The sequence below is a fragment of the Streptococcus sanguinis genome, from assembly GCF_008329445.1.
Taxonomy (GTDB): domain Bacteria; phylum Bacillota; class Bacilli; order Lactobacillales; family Streptococcaceae; genus Streptococcus; species Streptococcus sanguinis_O.
Genome location: NZ_VIBR01000001.1, coordinates 725513 through 745811 on the forward strand (window position 1 = coordinate 725513; position 20299 = coordinate 745811).

At 38.4% G+C, this 20299-nt stretch carries 19 protein-coding genes and 1 other annotated feature; all 19 genes read right to left on the reverse strand.

The features are described 5' to 3' along the window. Positions 1-196 precede the first annotated feature (196 nt). Positions 197-5821 carry a ZmpA/ZmpB/ZmpC family metallo-endopeptidase gene (locus FKX92_RS03755; RefSeq protein ID WP_149565573.1) on the reverse strand — a complete coding sequence of 1875 codons (5625 nt, stop codon included), beginning with the start codon at positions 5819-5821 and terminating at the stop codon, positions 197-199. A gap of 287 nt (positions 5822-6108) precedes the next feature. After that, the gene (gene rplL / locus FKX92_RS03760) at positions 6109-6477 is read right to left on the reverse strand and encodes a 50S ribosomal protein L7/L12 (RefSeq protein WP_002900419.1); all 369 of its coding nucleotides are present in this window, start codon (positions 6475-6477) and stop codon (positions 6109-6111) included. Positions 6478-6549: 72 nt separating this feature from the next. Further along, complete coding sequence (gene rplJ, locus FKX92_RS03765; RefSeq protein ID WP_002897628.1) at positions 6550-7050, reverse strand: 50S ribosomal protein L10; 501 nt, start codon at positions 7048-7050, stop codon at positions 6550-6552. Between the two features lie 36 nt (positions 7051-7086). Further along, positions 7087-7222 (reverse strand) — a sequence feature (ribosomal protein L10 leader region). Between the two features lie 110 nt (positions 7223-7332). Beyond that, positions 7333-7962, reverse strand: coding sequence for a hypothetical protein (locus FKX92_RS03775; protein ID WP_002906629.1), 630 nt, complete (start codon positions 7960-7962; stop codon positions 7333-7335). Between the two features lie 106 nt (positions 7963-8068). Further along, positions 8069-8410: a hypothetical protein gene (locus FKX92_RS03780; protein ID WP_002906630.1), complete on the reverse strand. Its 342-nt coding sequence runs from the start codon at positions 8408-8410 to the stop codon at positions 8069-8071. A gap of 238 nt (positions 8411-8648) precedes the next feature. Continuing rightward, the gene (locus FKX92_RS03785) at positions 8649-9446 is read right to left on the reverse strand and encodes a formate/nitrite transporter family protein (RefSeq protein WP_002906631.1); all 798 of its coding nucleotides are present in this window, start codon (positions 9444-9446) and stop codon (positions 8649-8651) included. A 114-nt stretch (positions 9447-9560) separates the two neighbouring features. Continuing rightward, the gene (gene mmuM / locus FKX92_RS03790) at positions 9561-10508 is read right to left on the reverse strand and encodes a homocysteine S-methyltransferase (RefSeq protein ID WP_149565574.1); all 948 of its coding nucleotides are present in this window, start codon (positions 10506-10508) and stop codon (positions 9561-9563) included. 63 nt (positions 10509-10571) lie between these two features. Further along, the gene (locus FKX92_RS03795; protein ID WP_061591818.1) at positions 10572-11270 is read right to left on the reverse strand and encodes a glucosaminidase domain-containing protein; all 699 of its coding nucleotides are present in this window, start codon (positions 11268-11270) and stop codon (positions 10572-10574) included. A 111-nt stretch (positions 11271-11381) separates the two neighbouring features. After that, entirely contained in the window at positions 11382-12221 is an 840-nt protein-coding gene (locus FKX92_RS03800; RefSeq protein WP_149565575.1) for a hypothetical protein, read from the reverse strand. Between the two features lie 12 nt (positions 12222-12233). Further along, on the reverse strand, positions 12234-13064 hold the full coding sequence (locus tag FKX92_RS03805) for a hypothetical protein (RefSeq protein ID WP_262405215.1): 831 nt from the start codon (positions 13062-13064) through the stop codon (positions 12234-12236). Next, positions 13057-14466, reverse strand: a complete 1410-nt coding sequence (locus FKX92_RS03810) for a T7SS effector LXG polymorphic toxin (RefSeq protein WP_149565576.1) — start codon at positions 14464-14466, stop codon at positions 13057-13059. The genes FKX92_RS03805 and FKX92_RS03810 overlap by 8 nt, the downstream gene beginning before the upstream one ends. 19 nt (positions 14467-14485) lie before the next feature. Then, entirely contained in the window at positions 14486-14755 is a 270-nt protein-coding gene (locus tag FKX92_RS03815; protein ID WP_149565577.1) for a TIGR04197 family type VII secretion effector, read from the reverse strand. A gap of 357 nt (positions 14756-15112) precedes the next feature. Continuing rightward, positions 15113-15700, reverse strand: coding sequence for a ribosome biogenesis GTP-binding protein YihA/YsxC (yihA, locus tag FKX92_RS03820; RefSeq protein ID WP_009660426.1), 588 nt, complete (start codon positions 15698-15700; stop codon positions 15113-15115). A 10-nt stretch (positions 15701-15710) separates the two neighbouring features. Then, positions 15711-16940 carry an ATP-dependent Clp protease ATP-binding subunit ClpX gene (gene clpX, locus FKX92_RS03825; protein WP_125401627.1) on the reverse strand — a complete coding sequence of 410 codons (1230 nt, stop codon included), beginning with the start codon at positions 16938-16940 and terminating at the stop codon, positions 15711-15713. Positions 16941-16991: 51 nt separating this feature from the next. Next, entirely contained in the window at positions 16992-17162 is a 171-nt protein-coding gene (locus FKX92_RS03830; RefSeq protein ID WP_002895584.1) for a hypothetical protein, read from the reverse strand. A 2-nt stretch (positions 17163-17164) separates the two neighbouring features. Continuing rightward, positions 17165-17677 carry a dihydrofolate reductase gene (locus FKX92_RS03835; protein ID WP_149565578.1) on the reverse strand — a complete coding sequence of 171 codons (513 nt, stop codon included), beginning with the start codon at positions 17675-17677 and terminating at the stop codon, positions 17165-17167. A gap of 124 nt (positions 17678-17801) precedes the next feature. Then, on the reverse strand, positions 17802-18641 hold the full coding sequence (locus FKX92_RS03840) for a thymidylate synthase (protein ID WP_125401625.1): 840 nt from the start codon (positions 18639-18641) through the stop codon (positions 17802-17804). A gap of 103 nt (positions 18642-18744) precedes the next feature. Next, entirely contained in the window at positions 18745-19704 is a 960-nt protein-coding gene (locus FKX92_RS03845; protein WP_125401624.1) for an ROK family glucokinase, read from the reverse strand. Between the two features lie 113 nt (positions 19705-19817). After that, positions 19818-20228 carry a GNAT family N-acetyltransferase gene (locus FKX92_RS03855; RefSeq protein WP_125401623.1) on the reverse strand — a complete coding sequence of 137 codons (411 nt, stop codon included), beginning with the start codon at positions 20226-20228 and terminating at the stop codon, positions 19818-19820. Between the last annotated feature and the right edge of the window lie 71 nt (positions 20229-20299).

Sequence of the window (20299 nt, forward strand, 5' to 3'; positions counted from 1 at the left end):
ACTGTCAGCAGCAAATTACCCGAAAGCAAACTACCTACAGTTTTAATTGCATGACTTATATAGAAAAACAAACCTAGTCCTCACTAGGTTCGTCATTTTTTATCTGTAAGAAAGCTGGACTCTAAGAAAAATCAAATCTCTTCTCCCAACTTGTCAGACTTGCAACTTTGCAGTCCATTTGACATACTCAAACCAATCACTTCTGGTTTTCAAAGATTGATGTTCTGAAATCATTGGTTTGATCGAGGTAAGCTTTGAAGACTGCTTTTTTAAGCTTGTGTACAGCACTGTCATGTTCTGGTTTATAGCCACTCCAAGAATACCAATTATCGTTTGCATCTTTGAGAACTGCTTCATCCATCAAGGTTTGCAACTCTTCTACAGTGCTTATAGTCTTGGTAGCATAACTTGTCCATGGTTGTCTTGTATCATCAAATGTGACTTTGTTCAGGCTGTCGAACTTGTTCTTACGTTCTTCATACATAGCCTTCTTAAACTCAGTCCAATTATTAAACTGACCATTGAAGACCTTGCGTAAAACTAAGTCGTCTGTTACCAAACCTCTGGTCTTACCATAGATACTGATTGTTTTCCCGTTTTGCTTAGCATCATCTTCATACTGATTAGAGATATAAGGGACCATACCATCTTTGAAGCCTTTGGCTGCCAGAAGTTCATAAGCCATACGCCGTCCCATAAGATCTCCAGGCGTTCCTTTTTCACTGCTTAAAGCAGAATAAATCGGAGAGAAGAGTTTAATCGTATGGTAGCCATTTCTTTCTACGTCGCCGTTTTTGTACTCACGAGCTGAAAGAATGTCATTTTCAATGAGACTGTCGAATGAGTTTAATTTTTGCGCATCCGCCATTGTAATATTTTTTATCACATTCGTTGCGTAAACATCATTTCCATCAGCATCTCGAACATATTTATTCTCGACTTTTCTCAGAGCGTTCACTTTCTGCACATCGGACAGATGGTTCACGATTGACATCCCTTCTAGGTACTCCAACATATAAATGACATCAAACATGTTATGGACATAGTTTTTCAAATCATCCGCATCTCTGAAACGTTTAGTTGGATCAAGGACTTGCAAACGAGATTTTTCAGTCACATCATTCTTGTCATATTTGAGAATTGAGTTGACCGTGATTGTCGCATCATCTGGATGATCCGGTGCTTGCAACAAGCCCTTGGCAAAGAATTCTGGACCAAGTCCGCTTCTTCTTCCATATCCGCCAAAATAGATCTCATTATCAGAATCATGCGTCATTTCATGGGTATAGGTAATGGCTCCGTCCTTGTCCAGCATACGATAGCCCATGTAGTAAACACTATCACCAGTAGCATAGGCACCATGCTTATTGTGTACGACCTTGTTTCCAACCGGCCCAAAGAAATACTTCATAGCTGGATTAGAACTGTCAAATTGTGCCTCCGCTGTAGCCTTGCCGACAGTAGTATCATCACCAAACTTATAGGCATCATAGAGCAAGATATTTCGATAGAGCTTTTCACGCCCTTGCTCGTCTAATATTCTATACCAATAATCATAATGATCGCGTTGACGTTTTGCGGTTTCTTGGGCATTATCCTCAACAAACTTATTGAGTTCTGCCCCTGCTCTGTGCTCATTATTTCTATATCTGTCATAGGCACCAAAGCCAAGACTGGATATAGTCGATATGACAAAGACCGATCTTTCAGGCATTGTCAGCAAAGGAAGGACCATATTTCGGTATTTCCAAGTGTTGCTGGTAATTCGATCATACACCCCGATAGAATACTTGCTGCCAGCCTGCTCTTGTTTGACCCTCACCTCATCAATAGCTGATTTTTCTTCAACGATATAAGCCTTGGTTTGCTCTTTGAACCATTGATTATTTGTTTTGTTTGGTAAAAATACCTCTCGGTAATTGGCAAGCATGCTAAACAAATCTTTTGTTGCATTATTGTTTGCTAGGCTGATGCTATAGGCATCTACGTTGTTCTTGGCCAGAAGATTGTTAAAGCCAGATTTACCTAATTCAATGATCGTGTCTAGCGGTGATACGTTTCCTTTACCAAAGAAATCCATATGGTACATAACTAAGTCTTTGACATTCACATCGCCGTAGTTAAAGTTGTACCAGCGTTCTAAATAAGTCAGACCTAGAAGCAATGCTTCCTTATTGCGTTTGATTTTATCTACGACGTAACCATTAATCGTTTGATTTTCGCTGGCAATGACTGCATCAGCTGACAAAAGTTTTTCCAGTGTATTTGCTAGATTTTCCTTGGTTTTTGCAAACTGCTCTTCTAAGTATAATTCCGTCAGTGAAACGCCTGAAGAAATACCTAGGGTGTTTCTGATAGACTCTGACTGATAATCGACTGCTCTCAAATCAGGCAAAACTTCATTGACGATTGAACTATGATTTTGTAAGAATTGATTTGGCGTATAGATGAGACCTGTATCTCCCACACGGTATTCTGCTAACTTACTAAAGTCAGATTGGTAGGTGAGATCTAGCTTTTCAGATGAATGATCTTTATAATGAATCAAGAGCTTATTAGCCGCCTCTTTATGCGAAGCAATATCTGTAATCACTTCATTATCCTTCATCATGACTGCAGATAGGACTTCTTTTTCAAACAAAGTGCTATCTTCTTTTACCAGATTACCGTATTTGACAATGGTTGCCTTATTATAAAACGGCAGTAATTTTTCTATATTCTTATATGCTAAAGCTCGACTGGCTTGATAGTCTTCAACCTTAGAAAAATCACTTTCTTTATTAGTGCTAGTCAGCAAGGTTTGGACAGTCGGTACAGAAAGCGGGTTGATTTCAGATTTCTTACTTGCGATTTGAGAAGCATCAAGGATTGTTCCTCTCTCTTCGAACGATTCCTTGGTGACAACCTCATCTTTTTCAAGAGTCACTTTGTAGACTCTGTTGTCCTTATTGCTATATGAGTCTGTTATCCTCATTCCTCGATAGTGATAACCACTAATCGCATTCCCATTCATAACATTGACATCGCTAAGAACATTATGCAATCTTCCAGCATGTCTCTCTTCGCTAGAATCTCTATCCCACAAGTAGCCAGCCACACCAGCAACACTTCCAAAGCGTTTCACATTATTAATGTTGCCCTCGGCATAACTATTGCTGATAAGCGCATCTTTCTCGACAAGACCTGCAAGGCCGCCGACAGTTTGGTTGGTGCTATCCGCATTTGATGAGATGGTAATTGTAGCTTTTGACTTATCAACTACTGCATTGATGCCAGTCAGTTGACCTACTAATCCTCCGATATTGTATGGAGACCTCGTTTCATAGGAGTTGATAATTCTTCCCTTGAAACCACTATTCGTAATCTTAGAATTATCAGCCTTCCAAACCAAGCCACCAATGCCACGTTCACCAGCCAGAACACCGTCTACATGGACATTGTTAATCCTTGTTGCATTATTCGCTTCATTTGCAAGGGCCCCAATGTCAGATTTCCCTGAGATATTTACATCTTTAAGAGCCAGATTTTCTACAGTAGCTCCACTCAAAGTGTCAAATAAAGGCTTCTTCAAATTATAAATAGCATAATTTTTTCCGTCTTTGCTGCCAAAGAGCTTACCAGTAAATCTACCCTTTATATAACTGCTAGCTCCATTTTCTAGTTCGACCTCGTTGGCATTCAGACTAGCACCTAAATAATAGGTCCCTCCAAGATCATTATTTATAGCTTGGACCAAGTTACTAAAGGAAGTGAAGTTTGTGACTTCTCTCTCTGCCTTTTTTGCTAGATAGAAAGTAAAATTGTCCTCGTATTTATTGTCGACGTCCTGTTTTAATTTTTCAGCACTTGCTGTAATTTTATAAACCGGCTGACCATCTTTCGTGCTATCGACTATTGAAGAAATCGGCAAGAAGACATCTTTAAATTTAGATGATTTCACCTTCACAAAATAATTCTCTTGATTGGTTGGATTAGCATCCAGAGAAACGTGCTGCTTGTACTTCCCATCCGTTAGACTATACAACTCCACGTCAGATACATTTCTTAACTCGATATTTTTTTCTGGTTCTTGCTTCTGCTCTTTAGGCTCTTGAGCTTTTTCAGTAGGATTTTCCGCTTCTGGCGTTGCTGGTTCGATATTTTCAGTATATTCTTGCGGAGGCTCTACCTGCTCAGGCTCAACAATCGCTCCAGCTTGAGATCCTGTGTATTCAGGTAATGAAGCCACTTGTTCAGGTTCAACGATTGCTCCTGCTTGGACTCCTGTGTACTCTGGTAATGAAGCCACTTGTTCGGGTGCTACTACTGCACCTGCTTGAATTCCTGTGTATTCTGGTAATGAAGCCACCTGTTCAGGTTCTACTACTGAACCTGCTTGAGTCCTCGTATACTCTGGTAAAGGTGTAGCTTGTTCAGGTGACACTACTGAACCTGCTTGAACACCGGTATATTCAGGTAATGGAGTAACTTGCTCAGGTTCTACTACTGAACCTGCTTGAGGTCCTATGTATTCAGGCAATGGAGCTACTTGTTCTGGCTCGACTACCGCGCCTGCTTGAGGTCCTGTGTATTCAGGTAATGAAGAAACTTGCTCAGGTTCTACTATGGCCCCGGATTGGATGCCTCCAATCTCCGGTTCAATTTGTTCAGGCTCAACGATGGCTCCAGATAGTGTACCTGAATACTCAGGCAAAGAAGCCACCTGCTCGGGCTCAACGATTGCACCGGATTGGACGCCTGTGTACTCAGGTAATGGTGCGACTTGCTCAGGTTGAACCAAGTTAGAAGTTACTGGTTTTTCACTAGGTGCTTCAAGCTTTTTAGTGCCTTTTTCCACTATTTGAGGAGTCGCTTCCTCTATTTTAGTTGAAAGAACCTCTCTTGAAACTTCCGCATTATCTACAGTAAAAATTCGAACGACTTCGATTTTACGGCCTGGTTTGCCTTCTTGTTTTACTCTTACAGTCCCCTCGGCTAAATCCGGATTTTCTTGTATTTGTTCTTCATAGGCTATCTCAGTTTCAACTGTCTCTTCTTTGTATAATAGTTCAGGCTTAGCTACTCGGCCAGACAAAACTTCATCTTGAGGCTCAATTGTATTGACACCAAGAGTTTGATTTTTCAGCCCATTCTTATCGAAAGAAACAGAATAATCTAGCTTCTTATTTTGGTTTAAAGCTTCTTTATCTAGATTAGCATTCTGCTGATTATCAGTAATTTTATTGTCTAATAATTTTTTAATCGATTCGTCTTTTATATAGCCAACATAGGTATAGCCCGAAATCTCATCCGGTGAAGGCAGACTTTCCCCAGCCGAGACTTGATATTCCGCATTATACTTTAGCAAGATCCCATTTTCCAGTGCATCGACAGATAGTATCAAACCTCCTCCGACACTAGCACCCACCAAAACAGTCAATAGGAACTTGCTTTTAACCTTTCTTTTTGACACAAGAAAAAAAACCAATCCTATCGTCGTTAACAGACCAGCCGTCATCATAGTATTGGAATTGTTACTGTCGCCTGTATTCGGTAAGGTTTTTGATCCAGCATTTGAGTTTAACCTGTAGACAAGATAGTAAGTCTCCTCATTGCCTTCAGGCATTTTAGGAAATTCACTTACAATCAACTCCTTTTCTTGCGGAGTTATTTCAGTATCTGTCACGTATTTATAGTGTACATTCAACTTTTCCTGTGCCTGAACAGAGTCAACCCCAACGATAGACACAAAAAACAAACTAGAAATAGCAGCCGAAACAAGCCCGACAGCTAATTTTCTAAAAGCAAAACGAGTTTGCTTCTCCCCAAAAAACTTTTTCATAAAATCCCTTTCAAATTATTCTAAAAAGAATAACAAATCCTTTAAACCAGAGAATGAGCAACCGTAAGCCATTGCATTCATTCATCTGAATCCCCCTAATAAAAATCTCCTAATCAACAATCTCATATAACTTTTATTTTATTCATAATATCTCCTAAATCGCAATAATCTGTCTAAATTATATCATAGAATCCTATTTTTGGTTAGCGTTTTAACATAAAAATGATTTTTGGATACAAAAAAACCAAGTCTTTCGACTTGGTTGATTTCTATGATTGGAAACTCTATTATTTAAGAGTAACTGAAGCGCCTGCTTCTTCCAATTTAGCTTTAAGTTCTTCAGCTTCTGCTGCAGCAACGCCTTCTTTGATAACGTTTGGTGCACCATCAACAAGTTCTTTAGCTTCTTTAAGGCCAAGACCAGTGATTTCACGTACAACTTTGATAACGCCGACTTTCTTGTCGCCAGCAGCAGTCAATTCGATATCGAATGAATCTTTAGCAGCGGCAGCTTCACCAGCACCAGCAGCAGCTACAGCTACAGGAGCAGCTGCAGTTACACCAAATTCTTCTTCGATAGCTTTTACAAGGTCGTTCAATTCAAGGATTGAAGCTTCTTTAATTTCAGCAATAATGTTTTCAATGTTCAATGCCATTGTTATTTCCTCCAAATAATTTTTAAATTTATAATATTTTTTCGTAGCTAGGCTACGCTGCGTAGCTTAAGATTAAGCTGCGTCTTCTTTGTTGTCTGCAACTGCTTTGACAGCAAGTGCAACGTTGCGAACTGGCGCTTGAAGTACAGAAAGGAGCATAGAAAGAAGTCCTTCGCGGTTTGGAAGAGTTGCAAGTGCAAGAATCTCTTCTTTTGATGCGACAGCGCCTTCAATTGCACCACCTTTGATTTCAAGTGCATCAGCGTTCTTAGCAAAGTCGTTCAAGATTTTCGCTGGAGCAACAACATCTTCGTTAGAAAATGCTACTGCAGATGGTCCAACAAAAACAGATGCCAAGTCTTCAAGTCCAGCTTTTTCAGCTGCACGACGCAAGATTGAGTTTTTGATAACTTTGTACTCAACTTCACTTCCACGAAGCTCACGACGAAGAACGGTATCTTGCTCAACAGTCAAACCACGAGCGTCAACAACGACGATAGATGCAGCAGCTTTCATTTTCTCAGCAACTGCGTCAACCAGTTCCGCTTTTTTAGCAATAATAGCTTCACTCATTTAGTGTTTCACCTCCGTAATTATTTTGCTTGGGAATTTTCCAAAAGAAAAACGCGCCCAAACCTAGACACGAAAGTACAATACGCTTCTTTTTACATGATACGTTTTGTCCTCGGTAGGATCTTTATGAGTCGAGCTCCCCTACTGTCTTAGGCAGTTTTTTCAAACCATTGATAATTATAGCAAAAGAAAAAAAAGATTGCAAGCTTTTTATACAATCTTTTTAAATTTAGTCATTATTTTCTGCAAATTTCTTACTTGACTAATATCTACTTCTTTCCCTTAGTCGTATGTTTCGAGTTCAATATAATCAAAGTTCTCTCTTAAATAATCAAATAAGGCGTCTTTATGAGCATTCTGATTCATTCCAATAAACTTTCGCAACTCATCTGTCCGGAGTTCAGATTCACTGCCATCAAGGTACCATGCAGAAAAATGAACTCGTCTTACCTCACGAAAACGGGAAAGACGAAAAACAGACGCCTTCATAAATGCACCTATCTTAGAACATTCTGGTAGGTAGGCAATATCAAATGTCCTGTAACAAATGAGATGATCGCCATAAACCAAAACTTGCAAATCTTTGTCAAGGTAGTCCGCATCATTAAGATTTTGCCAGTCTTCCTCAAGCTCAGGGTAACAACCTCTCAATTCCTGAATATTACTGTTTAACAAAAGATTATTTTTTATCATTCTATAGATAGACTCGACTAAACTCATATGGATCCAAATAAAGAAAAGAATAAACATAAAATTATCACGAATCATATCTAGCCAAAATGATAATCCTTCTTTTAATGTATAATAAATAAAACTACACGAATATAAACCAAAGAAGATAGCACTTATTACTGGACCAATCATCATCAAAATTCTAGCTCTAAGCGGCGAAAACTCAAATCTTTTTCCCACTTCCCACAGTTCCTCCTAAACTCAATTCTTTATCTCCTTTTATATCGCATTCCCCCTCTTGTGTATGTAACTTTGTTTATCATAGAAAAAATTTATTCCAGTAGTTTTATGGCATATTAGGAAAAGTCTTTTTAAGCAGACTTCTGCTTTCTTCATCTGCAGGCAGCCATCCATCTTTGAAAACACGATCTTTTATCCAAAAACGATTATAGAAAAAAGTCCAAAAGAAATTAAAGGCTGTTCCAGTTGGCTTTAACAAATCTTCTGGAATGAAAAGCACAGCAATAACAAGCAAAGCGCAGAAAGAACCTAAAATAATACCAAAGTATTTCCAGTCCTTTCGAAAAAGCGGGACAAAAAAACTAAATAGTAAGGTTGTAATAGAGTAGGATGGTGACAAGGTTTTGACTTTTCTTCCATCTGGTGACTGAATAGTAATCTTATTCATAACATCTCCTTTTGATTACATAATATACCAAATTAATTTAACAAACTTCGATAATTCTGTCAACTGTTTTGCTTAGATATTAGAGATTGATAGGCAATGAACATTAAAAAAGAGACTAGAAAGTTAGTCAAAGATCGTACTAAAGAACTGAAAGGAATTTACACTTGGTTTGAATTAGACCTCTGAAGTGTAAAAATTCAAATATTTTTTCAAAAAAATACAGCCCTAAGGCTGCATTCTAATCCACGTAATTTTCTTCCTTTTTATTAAACCAAGCGTATGGCAAACCTATGAGTAGGCCACCACCGATGAGGTTACCGATAAAGGTTACGCCCCAGTGGCGTAGGATGTTTCCAATACCAAAATTTTGCACTTCCGCTGCTGCTGAGCTGAATTTCACGATAGCGAAGGAAGCAAAGTTGGCTGCCAAGTGTTCGTTAGTCAGGAATACAAACATATAAATGGCTGATATAACTAAGAAGAGCTTAGCTGTACTATCCTTGACCAAGACGAAGGAAAGAATAGCGATATTAACAAAGATATTGGCTAACACTCCCTCGAGCAGAATCAGCTCATTAGATCGAGCAAGCTTCATCTGCACAACACCAGAAATGAAACTATCTTTGCTAAGCCCTGCATAAGCAGCCGAGTTAGCAAAGAGCCAGCCGGCAATCAAGGCGCCAATCAGATTGAAAAAGGTACAATAAAGCAAAATCATTAAGGCTTTTTTCCAGTCAATCTTCTTCAAAAAGGTACCAACAGTCAGAAACATCATGTTGGAAGTCACCAATTCTGCATTTAGAAAGACAATGTAAGCCAATCCCCAAGCAAAGATGAAAGGAAAGAGAAAGCGCCCAGTTCCTGGAACGATCTTATTCGTCAAATCTGCCGCAATAGCTCCAGCACCAGTACTAAAGGTTAGAAAAGCTCCAGCAAAGATGGAACGAACAGCGTACTTGGCCTTACTTGTATCAAACAAAGCTTCTTTCTTGCGGCAAGCTGCTTCAATTTTAGGGATAAATGTCGATTCAGGCATAAAAAATTCTCCTATTAATTTAAACTATGTATAGTATATCACAAAGTTCTTTCTTTTGATAACGTTTTCGAGAACCTTTTTAAATTTTCTAAAAAAGGATTGAAAAATAACTTTTCAACCCTTAAATCCTCTTGCTAACTGAGCAATATCTTCTGGCCGTGTTCGGCAGCAACCACCAAAAAGACGCACTCCTTGATTTTGCCAAAGTTTACTATTTTCCAGCAAGCTCCGCTCCTGCTCTGGATCGTCATGCCAAGTCTTGGTTAAGCCATTATAAGTTTCGCCAGAGTTTGGATAGGTCAGAAAAGGTTTGTTGCACACTTGTCCAAGCCCATCTAATAATGGAGCAATTAAATGTGGAGCTGTACAGTTAAAACCAACTGCCAAGACTTGTGGACTTTCTTGAGCCAAATTCCCTAATTCCTCAATCTTAGTGCCATCTGATATAGCATTCTCCGCCTGAGCAACAAAGGACAAATAAGTCTCAGCCTGCGGAAATTCCTCAGCTAAAAGTCGGAGGATTGCTGCCTCTTCTGCTCCATTTGGAATCGTTTCAATAGCCAGCAAGTCACTCCCAGCTTCCAATAAAGCTTGGATGCGTGGACGGTGAAAATCTTGAAACTCTTCTTCACTCAGCTGGTAGTCTCCCGTATACTCGGAACCATCAGCTAAATAGGCAGCATAAGGCCCTACCGATCCTGCAACCAGAAGACGGGGTCGCTGCTTTTGCTCTTCTGGAGATAATCCCGTCCAGACATTTTCGATTGCCTTTTGTGCTAAGAAGACTGTCTCTTTTAAAAGATTATAAGCCTTTTCAGGAGTTAGTCCCGCCTCTATAAATGCTGGAATGCTGGCCTGATAACTGGACGTAGTGATGATGTCACTGCCAGCTCTCACATAGCTTTCATGCACATTTTGAATAATCTGAGGCTGATCTAATAGGTATTGAGCTGACCAAAGCTTACCAGATACATCATATCCCAGGCTTTCCAACTCTGTACCTAAGGCTCCGTCTAAAATAATAATTTTTTGCTTGTCAAGCAAATCTTTAAATTTTCCCATGAAATACTCCTAAAATCTACGATTAAACATAAAAAGAGGTCTCCCTCTTTTTTGTTGTCTTTATTAAAATCTATTCGCCCAGGCAGTATCGACATCCAAGATATCTTGAGTAGTGTATTGCTGACGATAAGGATTGTAAACGATATAGCCAGCTCCAGACTCATAGAGTGGTGAATCAAAGCGAGTCAAATCATATTTTTCAATAATATAATTCAATTTAGCATTATAGCTAGTATCTGTCGCATAGACACCAGTCAGGGCAGCTGTTGCATCCTGATAGGTTGGCGCATTACTCTTCCATGCACCTGCAAAATGCCCCTGCTTGAGAACCGCAACATAGTCTTGCAGAGACTCTACATAGCTAGGATATGAACGGAAACTGTCGTTGATGGTATAAGCATTTCCCTCTCCGTCATCTTCCCAAGTCTCCATATTAGCAGATTGGCCATCATAGTGACCTTTGATACCGAAAAGGTTATAATGAGGCTCACCAGACAGACCAGACTGTCCTGAACCACTTTCCAAAATAGCCTGTGCAATCATAACAGAGGCATAAAGATCATTGTCCTGTCCCAACTGACGCGCTGGCTCACCGATTTGTGAGATGAAATAGTCTGTTTGATTCATAGGCTGCTGGTCGCTATTATTGGCACTAGCAGGATTAATATGCTTTGCCAAGACAAAACCAACAGCAATCGTCGTCGTCATGATGAATAAAGCTGAAAGGATTCTCTTACCTTTTTTTGAAATTCTCTTTTTCACAGCACTTCTCCTGAATAAGATGTTAATGATACCATTGTAACATACTAAAAAGCAGAATAATAGTGCTGATAAATTACAAATTGATAACAATTAAAAATAGAAAAAGTATAATTATGTGAGTCTTATGTTTGAATAGAGCGAATTCTCAATCTGAGCCTTAATGCCTAGTTTTTCTGAAAAGATATGTTCGTATTTAGGAACGAGGTCTTCATATTTTTGACGCTCAGATTCTCGCTTAGCAGTATTCTCATCAGAATAATAATCTAAAGTTCCTGCATTTTTAGGTTTGCGATATTCAATAGAAAAAAGAAGGGAAGAATGAAGTATATCAGATTTTATTGCTCCTCCTCCGTGTACGCGATATTGGACAGCAAAATTATCTTTTCCTTCCCCATAATATGAAATTACTCTAACAAGCGTTTTTTTCAAAAACTCTTCTTTCTCTACTACATCTACAATTTTACCACTTTTTATATCTTCTAAAGTTTGGAATTCTTCTTCACTTAATCTTTCTATATGAATATCGTTGTGGATATAAAGATAGCTTGAGTCTAAGTGAGATAAACTAGAGTAGTACATCTCTCGATTACTAATATCTTTTAAAGGCTTTTTAACCAAGCGGAAAAACTGTGAAATTTCTAGATTTGAAATCTCCTTATCAAATTCTGTAAAATCAATTTGTCGGTTAATATAATCAAAAAGTATTTCACGGTAGGCATCTTGCTGATTCAAATACTCTTTATTGATTTCTTTCTTGTTATCTGATAGGCCCAAAGCATAAGCTTTTTCAAAATCAATCTGATTAATATCAGTCTTTCGCATAAATCGATAAAACACGTCAATATTTGTCTGCTTTTGATATGAACTAACGGTATTCTTACTGAATAAAGTTATAAGAAATAGACCCATAGATAATAATAAAAATAAAAATATAATTAAAGTTCTTTTCATTTTTATTCTAAACTAAGTTTTTCTGATTGATGAATATAAAGAGTTTTCAATTCTCACCTGAACTCCTAGTTTTTCCGTAAATTCATTTTCATATTTTAAAACAAGTTCATCGTATTTCAAAAGTTCCTTTTGTCTTTTCTCTGATTCATCATCTGAAAAATATGCTATATCAGAATAATCTGATGGTTCTCGATATTCAATTGAGAACAAAATAGCTGATTGTTCTATGTTAGATTTTATCGCTCCACTATATTGTCTATACTGAACAACAGCTTTGGGATTTTTAATATCTTTATAATATGATAAAACTTGTAAGAACGTTCGTTTAACAAATTCTTCTTGTTCTTGATGTTTAAGAACTTTTCCATTCTTGATATCTTTTAAAATTTGAAAATCATCTTTGCTCAAGCGTTCTACGAAAATATGATTACGAAGATAAAGATAATTTGACTTTAAATGCGACAACGTTGAAAAGTAATCTTCACAATTATCAACTTCCGTCAGAGGTTTTTGTAATAACCTAAAATATTTAGATACCTCTAGATTTGAAATCTCTTTATCAAAATCTGTGAAATCTATTTGGCTATTTAAATAGTCAAATAGAACTGTACGATAAGCATTTTGCATTTCCAAATACTCATCATTGATATTTTTTTTATCATCTGATAGACCAAATTGATATGCTTTATCAAGGTCAACTTCTTTCATAGCAATAAATATATTTTTTTCTCTTTTTTCAGGCACCATTGAGCTTCTTTTGTTACCTTGTAACATTAAAATACCTCCTATAATTATCAAAGAACTTATAAGTATAGCTAAAACCAATAACATTCTCTTACTCATAATATTTTACCACCTGCAATGAACCATCAACTATTTGAGCTGGATTTAGTTTATACTCATGTCCCCAAGAAGAAACGATAAACCATCCATCATCAGTTACACCAGTAATAGTTACAACATGACCGCCGTTAAGTTTGGTAAATTCTGTACCATCCATATTATAAAATACAGTACCCTCACTCTCTCTAACAAGCACTTCGCCTTGATCCTTATATTTTTCATAATTTTCCACTGTTGAATTGATTGGATATACACCTTCACTTTGAAAAACATCAACTGATATTCCCTTGTCTTTTAAATATCGTTCATAACGATATTCTCTGCTCTGATCAGTTGTTCCCGATCCACGAATTGAGCTTTCATCCTCTTGAGTATTGTAAGTATCAAAGAAGAAAAAAACGTTATTATGATTGTCCTGACTTGCATATAAATCTACAATAGCAGAATTATAATTCGGAATTTTTTTCCCATTTTTCTCTATAAACATTGGAAAACCAAATTTGTTTTCAAATTCTTGTTCTGTTCCTTTATAACGACTATATAAAGTATTGATTAGCGCAACATACCCGCAGCCTTCATCCTCCAATTTAGTTAGATAATCAATAACATCTTTTTCAGTTTCAATTTCAGGATGATATTTTTTAATAATATCTTCAAGTCTCTTCTTTTCATCCCTACTACCATATTTATAACTACTTAGGGGCGAACTTTGATCTCCTCCAAAGTCACCTTTAGGCATATTTTTATAGATATCTCTTTGAAGTTTTATCTTATCTCCTATTACTAATTTTTTCTTCCAACTCATATTAGTCGGAAGAAGAAAGACACCTCCTTGGAATTGCTTGTTGAGTTGAATTGAAGCCATACCTTCTTTGATAGCTTGGTTAAGATCAGACAGTTGATTAAACAATGAACTAGAGCTACTATCAAAAGCTAAGAGTTTATCTAATTTCTCCTGAATAACTGAGATTTGATCAGAAAGATTATTAATGCTATCTGAAATACTTTGTCTAGTTTGACTTGACATAATTTTACTGGCACCAGGAAGAGAAAGAACAGCTTCCTGAACCTGTTTAATAATCTCATAGGAAGAAATCTGCTTTTCAAGAATATCTTGATCTAAACTTTCATTGCCGACCTCACTAGTATACTTAGGATGCAAGCTAAAAATAGCTTGACTAAGTGTTTCAAGATAAATACGCATTCCATTCAAAAGAGGAAGATAGACAGACTGAGAATATTGTTTGGCACTAGTATAGCCTTTACCCTTTAAAGAATCGTCTTCACAAAATTGATTGAAGCGTTCAATAAGTAGCTGACAAGTCTTAACCTGTTCATCCAAAACACTCTTGGCTGAGGTAGACTGAACACTCATCGTTCCAATTTCAACTTTCACACCCATTGCATTTTCTCCTATTACCTTATTTATCAATCTTAGAAGCAATATCTGAGTCCATCAAATCAAAGTTGATGCCTATTTCCTGAATACAATCTGCAAACTGACTAACAGAATCCAACATTTGGCTAACCATCTGTTCTTCTTTATCTAAGTGATTATGAGCTAAAGAATTACCACTATAACGACTGACTGTATCTTTATTGGTCTTAATTTCCTTCTCAGCTGCCACAACCTTAATTTCTCTACTGTGGATAGCTGAAATTTCACTATTACTCAAAATTGTACCGCTCATTTTCTATTCTCCAAGTTGTATTTTATACTATTTTATCACAACTATATATTTTTTTCTAAAAAATTTAGTCTTATTCTATAGAAAAAAGCATCCCATTCTCCCTTTTATCCGAAAAAATTATAAGCAAGATATTTAGAAATACCAAAACACAAAAAACTTATATTTATTATTAATTCAAATAAAACCTATCATTCAATCTTGAGAGGATTTATTTTTTCCATGCAGCATAGATAATAGATTATATTGTCAAATAGTTGATTAAAAAACAACTTACTTCTGAAAATATCGGAAGTAAGTTGTTTTTTAATCATAATTTTAAACTTCAATTATCTAACTTTCAAGATCAAGTACTAAAGTTTATATCTTACTAAGAATCGCGTCCCAAGAAGCGTCTAAACCATCCTTGGTGACTGAGGAAAAAAGAATGAAATCATCATTTTTGTCAAAGTCCAGCTTTTTCTTAATGGCTGACTCGTGTTTATTCCATTTTCCGCGAGGGATTTTATCAGCTTTAGTCGCTACTAGAATAACTGGAATGTCATAATATTTCAGAAATTCATACATCTGCACATCATCTGCGCTCGGATCGTGCCGCAGATCGACAAGGCTGACAACCGCTCTGAGATTTTCACGACTGGTCAGATACTCCTCAATCATCCGGCCCCATTTTTCACGCTCTTTTTTGGAAACACGGGCATAGCCGTAACCTGGCACATCGACAAAACGCAGTTTATCATCAATGTTGAAAAAGTTTAGCAGCTGAGTTTTCCCAGGTTTTCCAGAAGTTCGCGCTAAATTCTTACGATTAAGCAGTGTATTGATGAAGCTGGACTTGCCAACGTTGGAGCGGCCAGCTAAGGCAATCTCTGGAATATCGTCTTGAGGGTAATGCGATTTATTGGCTGCACTCAGCAAAATCTCTGCGTTGTGGGTATTGATTTCCATAAGCACCTCGTTAGGCAGTTTCTAGAATAGGCTTATCTGTTCCATCTACTGCTTCTTTGGTAATGCGGACAAGTTTAACATTTTCCTGACTCGGAACTTCAAACATGACATCCATCATAGTTTCTTCGATGATAGAGCGAAGCCCACGTGCACCTGTTTTACGTTCAATCGCTTTATTGGCAATCTCCTGCAGAGCATCTTCGTCAAATTCAAGCTTAACATCATCATAAGATAGAAGCGCCTGGTACTGCTTAATAAGGGCGTTTCTAGGCTCTTTCAAAATCCGGACCAAATCATCAACTGTCAGTTGCTCCAGAGCAGCAAAAACAGGCAAACGGCCAATCAACTCAGGAATAATTCCAAATTTTTGAACGTCTTCTGATATAATTTCCTGCATATAGGAACTATCTTCGTCGATTGCTCGGTTGTTCTGACCGAAACCGATGATTTTCTCACCCAGACGCTGTTTTACGATTTCTTCAATACCGTCAAAAGCACCACCAACAATGAAGAGAATGTTCTTAGTATCAACTTGAATCATTTCCTGCTGCGGATGCTTGCGTCCACCTTGCGGAGGTACACTAGCTACGGTACCTTCGATAATCTTCAGCAGAGCTTGCTGAACTCCTTCGCCTGAAACATCACGAGTAATTGAGACGTTCTCACCTTTCTTGGCAATTTTGTCGATCTCATCAACATAGATAATCCCGCGTTCTGCACGTTCAATATTAAAGTCAGCTGCCTGCAAAAGTTTGAGCAGGATATTTTCCACGTCTTCACCGACATAACCAGCTTCAGTCAGAGCAGTTGCGTCCGCAATGGCGAAAGGCACATTAAGGCTGCGAGCCAGAGTCTGTGCCAGGAAGGTCTTACCTGACCCGGTCGGACCAATCATCAAAATATTTGACTTTTGAAGTTCCACATCTTCTTCTTCTCGGCTGTCGTGGTAGTTAATACGCTTGTAGTGATTATAGACCGCTACTGCTAAGGCACGCTTAGCTCGGTCTTGCCCGATAACATAGTGGTTCAAGATATTCAGCAGCTCCTGAGGTTTTGGTACCTCAGATAAATCTGCCAGCACTTCCTCGGCTAGCTCTTCACGGATGATCTCCTGTGCCAGCTCCACACATTCATTACAGATAAAGGCATTGTTACCAGCGATAATCTTCTGCACCTCATCTTGGTTCTTCCCACAGAAAGAACAAAAAACTATCATATCATCATTACGACTTGTAGGCATTGTTTACTCCAATTCTAAAATTCTAAATCTATTTATTTTCTTTCGTACATGTTAAAAAAGTGTCATATAAAAAGCATGAATGGAATTTACCAAGTTTGTAAAAGCATTCAGCAAAAATAAAGCTGCCAGTCCAAACCGCTTTTTCCGAAAGGTTTGAACGGCACAAATAAGACAAATGACACATAAAAAGGCCGTAAAAAAACCAAAAATACTACGTTCCATTCTTACGAGTCCTTCCTTCGGTATCTTTTTATAGTAAAATCATAAGGATTCTTTTCATCTTTGGCATGAAATTCACTGCTAACTTCCTGATAAGGAGCCCAGTCAAATGTCTCAGGGAAATAGGTATCTCCTTCCAGCTTAGCAGCAATCTGAGTCTGAATCAATTCTTCCAAATACGGCTCAAAAGCCCTGATAATCTGCGCTCCGCCAATAATATACAAGTTTCTATCTTGCTTGTGGTACCAATCCAAGACATCTTCCACATTGCTGAACAGCAAGACATTCTCATTGTCAACTTGATAGTTCTTGTCCCTGCTCAAAATCAGACTAATCCGATTTGGCAAAACGCGACGCTGCAAACCATCAAAGGTCACACGCCCCATCAAAATAGCATGTCCAGTCGTTGTTACCTTAAAATGCTGCAATTCTGCGGGGAGATGCCAAGGCATGACCTTGTCTTTTCCAATCAGACCATCCTCTGCCTGAGCCCAAATGGCAATAATCTTCTTTGTCATCCTTTTATCCTTTGTATTAGTAACTCTATTCTATCAAATTTGCTGTAAAAAGGCATGTTTAAAGTATGATTCAAGCAGAACTTTTGCAGAGGTTGGCAGTTTTCGCATACACTTATCAAAATCGTTAAATAGCCAAATCGAACTTCAGCTGAGGTTTAACGGGATCATAGTCTAATAACTCAAAATCTTCTGCTTTGATATCAAAGAAATTGGTTCCATCCGGCACATTTAACACGAGCCTAGGGTGACAGTCGCTAGGTTCCCGACGCAATAGCTCCTCCGCCTGCTCGAACTGATTATCATAGATGTGCAAGTTATTGATAAAGTAAAAGAACTTGCCGACCTTCCAACCGAAATGCTTGGCAATCATCATCTGCAGAGCCACATACTGCATAGCATTAATGTGGTGAGCAACCAACATATCATTTGAGCGCTGAGTCAGAGTCGCATCCAGATAAATGTCTCCATCTACACGCCGAACGTCAAACATGGTTTGAAAAGCGCATGGAAGCAGGCCGTCACTCTCTTCAAAAGCTTCATAATCCCAGAGAGAGATGATATTGCGACGGTTCCAAGGATTGGCTTCCAACTGTTGAAGAATTTTATGGATAATATTGTGCTTCTTGACAACAGCTCCGTAGCGCTGCCCGATAGTACCCGTATCGCCAACTTCCCAGTCATTCCAGTAGTGAACATGATACTTGTCGTTGAGCAGTTCCAGGCTATTGGACTGATCTTGATAGATCCAAAGGACTTCCTTGATGGCAGACTTGATAGCAATAGGGCGCAGAGTTGTGATTGGAAACTCGCCCTTGCTCAAATCGTATTCCGCAAAAGAACCAGTGATATATTTGGAGTTAGCCACATTTCCATCCTTGTAGCGCGGACGAGCATTTTCAGAAAAAACACCTTGCTCCATAATTTTTTTAATATTCTCTTTGAAAATCGTATCTGCTAGAGTCATGATTTCTCCTTCATCAGTGAGCTTTTTCTAGTATAGCAAATTTTCAATAAAAATTCTCCTACAGACCTTTCTGCAGGAGAACAAATAAAGCAAACTTGTTGAATTATTGTAAAACCAATGATGCTGCCCCAATAACACCGGCATCATTTCCAAGAGTAGCCAAGGCTAACTTAGTTGAAGTACGAACCTGTGGGAAGCTATTCTCTTCATAAACCTTGCGCACACCATCAAGTAAGAAGTCTCCCGCAGCTGATACGCCACCACCGATAACTATTGTAGATGGGTTGAGGATAGAGCCAATATTAGCACAGGCAATTCCTAGATAGCGCGCGAAATTGCGATAGACAATCAGAGCCAGCTCATCGCCCTCTTTCGCCAAGTCAAAGACAACCTTTGCATTAACATCTTCACCGTTATCAATCAGTTTTTTCAGCTCAGCATCTCCGGCATATTCATCAGCATAGCGACGAGTCAGATTGACAATACCAGTCGCGGATGCAACCGTCTCCAAGCATCCTTTCTTACCACAGGTACACTGAATTGGCTGATCAAAGTCAACAGTGATGTGGCCCAACTCTCCTGCTGCTCCAGCAAGTCCGTGCAAGAGCTTGCCTTCTGCAACAATTCCTCCGCCAACACCTGTACCCAGTGTCATGAAGACTACATCAGGCTGGTTTTCTCCAGCGCCCATCCAGCGTTCACCCAAAGCGGCAACGTTAGCGTCGTTGTCAATATAGAAAGGAATTCCAGTAGCTTTTTCAATCTTATCCTTGACCGGCTGCAGCGTCTTCCAATTGAGGTTGTAAGCACCAATAACAGTGCCCTTTTCTCGGTCAACAACTCCTGGCGATCCCATACCAATCCCAATAAAATCCTCTGCTGAAAGCTGAAGTAATTCCAAACGATGCAGGATTGACTCAATCATATCATCTACGATGTGGCTGCCTTCGTCCAAAACATTGGTTTTAATGGACCATTTTTCTTGAATTTCGCCCTCTGAAGTCAAAATAGCAAACTTAATAGATGTTCCACCAAGGTCAATTCCGATTATTTTTTTCGACATGATGTTCTCCTCTGTGTTTTATTTATCATCATTATATCAGATTTTTTCAGTAAGGAAAAGGTTTGCATAAAGAAAAGTGAAAATCGAATTCTTCTTTATTCCCAAAGCCAAACTCACAAGTCTTTTGTATAATAGTATCTTTCACCAGTATAGGGGTATTCTTTCAACGCGAACACTTCTGTATAGCCGTGCTTCTTATAAAAATCTGGCGCTTGAAACTGATACGTATCTACAAATGAATATTTGCATTTTCTTTCTCTAGCTTCTTGTTCAGCCCTACACAGTATTTTTGAGCCTATGCCTTGTTCTCGCAAATCCTCGTTCACATACAAATACTCAATCTCCAGCCAATTACCAAAAGTTTCGGCCGCAATACCAGCCAGCAGATTTCCTTGTTCGTCTTCTACATAGATGTTAAGAGGCTCACTTTTGGAGGACTCTCTTTTAGAGCGATTGTAGGATCTGATTAAATTTCCCAGTTCTTGTGTCTTTTTCGAGTTGGTATTTTCCAATCTTAGTTTCATAGATACCTCCGTTCCATCTCTAAAGGTTTTAGATTTACAGTTTACGAAACTGTTCGGACTATATCTTCACC

Coding starts and splice junctions, on each gene's coding strand:
- FKX92_RS03755 (WP_149565573.1), bottom strand. CDS start 5,821: ATGAAAAAGTTTTTTGGGGAGAAGCAAACTCGTTTTGCTTTTAGAAAA.
- rplL (WP_002900419.1), bottom strand. CDS start 6,477: ATGGCATTGAACATTGAAAACATTATTGCTGAAATTAAAGAAGCTTCA.
- rplJ (WP_002897628.1), bottom strand. CDS start 7,050: ATGAGTGAAGCTATTATTGCTAAAAAAGCGGAACTGGTTGACGCAGTT.
- FKX92_RS03780 (WP_002906630.1), bottom strand. CDS start 8,410: ATGAATAAGATTACTATTCAGTCACCAGATGGAAGAAAAGTCAAAACC.
- FKX92_RS03785 (WP_002906631.1), bottom strand. CDS start 9,446: ATGCCTGAATCGACATTTATCCCTAAAATTGAAGCAGCTTGCCGCAAG.
- mmuM (WP_149565574.1), bottom strand. CDS start 10,508: ATGGGAAAATTTAAAGATTTGCTTGACAAGCAAAAAATTATTATTTTA.
- FKX92_RS03800 (WP_149565575.1), bottom strand. CDS start 12,221: ATGAAAAGAACTTTAATTATATTTTTATTTTTATTATTATCTATGGGT.
- FKX92_RS03805 (WP_262405215.1), bottom strand. CDS start 13,064: ATGAGTAAGAGAATGTTATTGGTTTTAGCTATACTTATAAGTTCTTTG.
- FKX92_RS03810 (WP_149565576.1), bottom strand. CDS start 14,466: ATGGGTGTGAAAGTTGAAATTGGAACGATGAGTGTTCAGTCTACCTCA.
- FKX92_RS03815 (WP_149565577.1), bottom strand. CDS start 14,755: ATGAGCGGTACAATTTTGAGTAATAGTGAAATTTCAGCTATCCACAGT.
- yihA (WP_009660426.1), bottom strand. CDS start 15,700: ATGGAAATCAATACCCACAACGCAGAGATTTTGCTGAGTGCAGCCAAT.
- clpX (WP_125401627.1), bottom strand. CDS start 16,940: ATGCCTACAAGTCGTAATGATGATATGATAGTTTTTTGTTCTTTCTGT.
- FKX92_RS03830 (WP_002895584.1), bottom strand. CDS start 17,162: ATGGAACGTAGTATTTTTGGTTTTTTTACGGCCTTTTTATGTGTCATT.
- FKX92_RS03835 (WP_149565578.1), bottom strand. CDS start 17,677: ATGACAAAGAAGATTATTGCCATTTGGGCTCAGGCAGAGGATGGTCTG.
- FKX92_RS03840 (WP_125401625.1), bottom strand. CDS start 18,641: ATGACTCTAGCAGATACGATTTTCAAAGAGAATATTAAAAAAATTATG.
- FKX92_RS03845 (WP_125401624.1), bottom strand. CDS start 19,704: ATGTCGAAAAAAATAATCGGAATTGACCTTGGTGGAACATCTATTAAG.
- FKX92_RS03855 (WP_125401623.1), bottom strand. CDS start 20,228: ATGAAACTAAGATTGGAAAATACCAACTCGAAAAAGACACAAGAACTG.